Source organism: Methylobacterium sp. WL19, assembly GCF_008040005.1.
GTDB lineage: Bacteria > Pseudomonadota > Alphaproteobacteria > Rhizobiales > Beijerinckiaceae > Methylobacterium > Methylobacterium bullatum.
Window position 1 is genome coordinate 1 of sequence record NZ_VRVC01000227.1, and the last position, 3,629, is coordinate 3,629.

Annotated in this window: 5 protein-coding genes; 2 read left to right on the plus strand and 3 right to left on the minus strand. The window is 71.1% G+C overall.

Annotated elements, in window-relative coordinates:
* Nucleotides 1–11: 11 nt before the first annotated feature.
* Entirely contained in the window at nt 12–1,457 is a 1,446-nt protein-coding gene (locus FV220_RS24395; protein WP_147833518.1) for an ATP-binding protein, read from the plus strand.
* Complete coding sequence (locus FV220_RS24400; RefSeq protein ID WP_018042257.1) at nt 1,454–2,116, plus strand: response regulator transcription factor; 663 nt, start codon at nt 1,454–1,456, stop codon at nt 2,114–2,116. Before FV220_RS24395 ends, FV220_RS24400 begins: the two co-directional genes overlap by 4 nt.
* A 37-nt stretch (nt 2,117–2,153) precedes the next feature.
* Here FV220_RS24400 and FV220_RS24405 read toward each other — a convergent pair whose 3' ends face one another.
* From FV220_RS24405 to FV220_RS24415, 3 genes are all read right to left on the minus strand, one after another.
* Nucleotides 2,154–2,570 carry an EVE domain-containing protein gene (locus FV220_RS24405; protein WP_147833516.1) on the minus strand — a complete coding sequence of 139 codons (417 nt, stop codon included), beginning with the start codon at nt 2,568–2,570 and terminating at the stop codon, nt 2,154–2,156.
* 50 nt (nt 2,571–2,620) lie between these two features.
* Nucleotides 2,621–3,085, minus strand: coding sequence for an opioid growth factor receptor-related protein (locus tag FV220_RS24410; protein WP_147833517.1), 465 nt, complete (start codon nt 3,083–3,085; stop codon nt 2,621–2,623).
* On the minus strand, nt 3,082–3,629 hold a 548-nt coding region (locus tag FV220_RS24415; protein ID WP_348642107.1), incomplete at its 5' end, for an NAD(P)H-dependent glycerol-3-phosphate dehydrogenase. The genes FV220_RS24410 and FV220_RS24415, both read right to left, overlap by 4 nt.

The window sequence follows — 3,629 nt, forward strand, 5'->3', positions numbered from 1 at the left end:
GCCCTCCCCCCGTGGAAACCGCGAGTGGCGCCTCGCGACGCCCGACCTGGGCCGCCCTGCCGACGCGGGCACGCCTCGTCGTCCTCGTCCTCGCCATCGACCTCCTGGCCGCCCTCGTCTCCTTCAGCCTGATCGTGGTGAACGCCCGCTCGGCGGTGGAGGTGGAGATGAAGGCGGCTTTGGCCAATATCGAGCTGATCGTCTCCGATACGATCGGTCTCGCCCAGTCCGATTCGCCCGCGCGCCTGCTCCAGACCCTGGAACTGCGCGTCCAGGGGCTTCGCCACGTCCGGGTCGCGGTCTTCGATGCGGAGGGCCGCAAGGTGGCCCTCGCCAATCCCCGCCCCCGCCGCGAGACCCATCTGGCGCCGCGCTGGTTCGCCGAGCTGATCGCCCCGACGCCGCAGCGGGACGACCTGCCCATCGTGGCGCAGGAGCATCGGATCGGCACCGCCCTCATCACCACGGAGCCCCTCGACGAGATCGACGAGGTCTGGGGCTATACCGTCTCCCTCTCGCTGGCGAGCCTGTGCCTCAATCTCGGCCTGCTCGGCGCCCTCTACATCGCCTTCGGCCGGGTCCTCGCCCCCCTGACCCAGCTCGCCGACGGGCTGACCCAACTGGAGCGGCACGATTACACCGCGCGGCTCGACCCGCCGGCCTCGCGGGAACTCGCCGTCATCGCCGAGCGCTTCAACAGCGTGGCCGGGGCGCTCGCCGAGGCCCGCGCCGCGAACGGCCGCCTCAACCGGCAGCTTCTCACCGCCCAGGACGACGAGCGGCGCCGCACGGCCCTGGAGCTCCACGACGAGTTCGGCCCCTGCCTCTTCGCCCTGGAGGCGAACGCCGCCTCGGTGACGCGGATGGCGCAGGGCGCCACCGAGCCCGACCGCAGCAAGCTCGCCGCCCGCGCCGAGGAGATCAGCACCATCGTCGGTCAGGTCCAGGGCCTCAACCGCGACCTCCTCAACCGCCTGCGCCCGCACGCCCTCGGGCAGGTGCCGCTCGCCGAGTGCCTGCAGCTGCTCCTGCGCAACTTCCGCAGCCGCCATCCGGGGACGACGTTCTCGGGGACGTTCACCGATCTCGCCCGCGGCTACGGCGACCTCATCGATCTCACGGTGTTCCGCTGCATCCAGGAGAGCATGACCAACGCCGTGCGCCATGGCGCGGCCCGCACCGTGACGGTGGAGGCGAGCGAGCGCGCGGTCGCCGACGAACTGCGCCTCGTCATCCGCGACGACGGCACCGGCCTGCCCGCCGACCACGGCACCCCATCCGCCAGCCTCGATGGCGGGTTTCGCGGCGGAATGGGTTTATCGGGGATGCGGGAGCGCGTGGAAGCGCTCAGCGGCACATTTCGGCTTGACAATGCGGCGCCGGGGACGGTTGTCCGGATAGCGATACCGCTCGATCCCGAGCGGGCCGAGGACACGAGCCCGATCGTTCCCGCATGAACGCGTTCACACCGACATCGACCCAGGCGCCCGTCCTCGTGATCGACGATCATCCGATCGTCCTCCAGGGCTGCCGCCGCGTCCTCGAAGACGCCGGAATCGAGCGGATCGCCGAGGCCACCAGCACAGTGGCCGGCTATCGCCTGTTCTTCCGCCTGCGCCCCTCGATGGTGATCTGCGACCTGACCTTCCAGGGCAGCGGGCTCGCGGGTCTCGATCTCATCCGCCGGATGCGCAGCGCCTCGCCCGGCATCCGCATCCTCGTCTTCAGCATGCACAACGACCCGGTGATCGTCTCGCGGGCTCTGGAGGCCGGGGCGCTGGGCTACGTGCTGAAGGACCACGCCTCGGTGGAATTGTTCGAGGCGTTCGAGAAGGTCCGTTCCGGCCAGGTCTATCTCGACCGGCGTCTGGCCACCGAGGTCGCCATGCTGCGCACCGATCCGCGCCGCACGCCCGAAAGCCAGTTGACCCCGCGCGAGCAGCAGATCCTCACCCGCCTCGCCCAGGGCAAGTCCTACGGCGCCATCGCGAGCGACCTGTCGGTGAGCTACAAGACCGTCACCAACGCCTGCTCGCAGATGCGCCAGAAGCTCGGCGTGCGGACGCTGGCCGAACTCATCCACGTGGCGGTGACCCAGGCGCAGCGGCAGGGCTGAACCGCGTCGCCGTCGTGACGGCGCGGGTGCCGGATGGTCAGCCCAGCCCACCCATCTCCCGCACGATCCTCCATTCCTCCTCCGTCACCGGCTGCACCGACAGGCGGGAATTGTTGGCGAGCACCATCGCCTTCAGGCGGGGCTCGGCCTTGATCGCCTCCAGGGTCACCGGACGCGCCAGAGGCTCGACGGCCCGCAGGTCGACCATGCCGAACCGGCCGGTCGGGTCGGTGTCGTCCGGGTAATAGGGGCGGATCACCTCGACGACCCCCACCACCGCCTTGCCCTCGTTGGAATGGTAGAAGAACCCGCGCTCGCCCACCTGCATCGCCATGAGGTTGAGCTTGGCCACGTGGTTGCGCACCCCGTTCCAGGGCGTGCCGTGCTCCCCCGCCTCGACCTGCTGGTCCCAGGACCAGGTCTTGGGTTCGGATTTGTAGAGCCAGTACGCCATCGGTCGCCTTTTCGATCGTCGCGCCTCCTTAGCGCGGGAAAGCGTGGCCGTCAGGCGTCGCAGAGGGCCGATCCCCAGTAGCGCAGGCTGTCCTGGTTGATGGGCGAGCCGGCTTGTGCGTTGCGCGCGGTCACGAAGGCGTGGAACGCCTCCGCCTCGTCCGGACCGAGGAGGGGGCGGATCGCGGTGAGGATCCGGGTGATGCGCAGGTGGTTGTGGTCGTAGGGGCGCAGCCAGCCGTCGGTGCGGGTATAGAAGAGCCGCATCCGCGCCAGCGCCGAGCGCAGGCCTTCTCGCGCGGCCTCGTCGGCGCGGATCGCCTCGGCTTCGTCGCGCCCGAGCACCGGGGCGCCCGGCACCGCGCGGCTGGCCTCGGCCAGGGGAAAGCACCATTGGATGTAGTCGTGGACGCCCTCAATCCGCGCATCGTCGAAGGCGAGGATGTCGGCGAGGCTGCGACGCGCGCCGTCGCGCCCGAGACCGGCAAGGTAAGCGTGGATCGGCCCCGTGCTCATTCGGCTTCCCGCTTGAGGGGGCGGGCGAGGAGGCCCGCCACCACGGCGTCGACGCTCGCTTCCCCGGAGACGATGGCGGCCACGGCCTCGGCCACCGGCATCTCCACCGCGTTGCGGCGCGCCAGGGCGATGAGGGCGGCGGCGGTGAAGGCGCCTTCCGCGAGCTTGCCGCCGGAGGCTTCCTCCGGGGTGGCCCCGGCGCCGAGGCGTTGACCGAAGGCGAAGTTGCGCGATTGCGGCGAGGAGGCGGTCAATACGAGGTCGCCGAGACCGGACAGGCCCATCAGCGTCTCCGGCCGTCCGCCATAGGCGCGGGCGAAGCGCATGAGCTCGGCGAAGGCCCGCGCGATGAGGGCGGCGCGGGCGCTCTCGCCGAGGCCGCGCCCCGCGACGATGCCGGAGGCGATGGCGAGGACGTTCTTGCCCGCCCCCCCGATCTCGACGCCGCGCACGTCGTCGGTGTGATAGACGCGCAGAGCCGGGCCGGACAGGGCGGCGGCGAGGCGGCCGGCCAGATCGCCGTCCCCGGCGGCCAGGGTCACGG

Bases quoted from the DNA above. Each gene is read 5' to 3' on its own strand.
- FV220_RS24410 (WP_147833517.1), bottom strand. From the start codon at position 3,085: ATGAGCACGGGGCCGATCCACGCTTACCTTGCCGGTCTCGGGCGCGAC.
- FV220_RS24400 (WP_018042257.1), top strand. From the start codon at position 1,454: ATGAACGCGTTCACACCGACATCGACCCAGGCGCCCGTCCTCGTGATC.
- FV220_RS24405 (WP_147833516.1), bottom strand. From the start codon at position 2,570: ATGGCGTACTGGCTCTACAAATCCGAACCCAAGACCTGGTCCTGGGAC.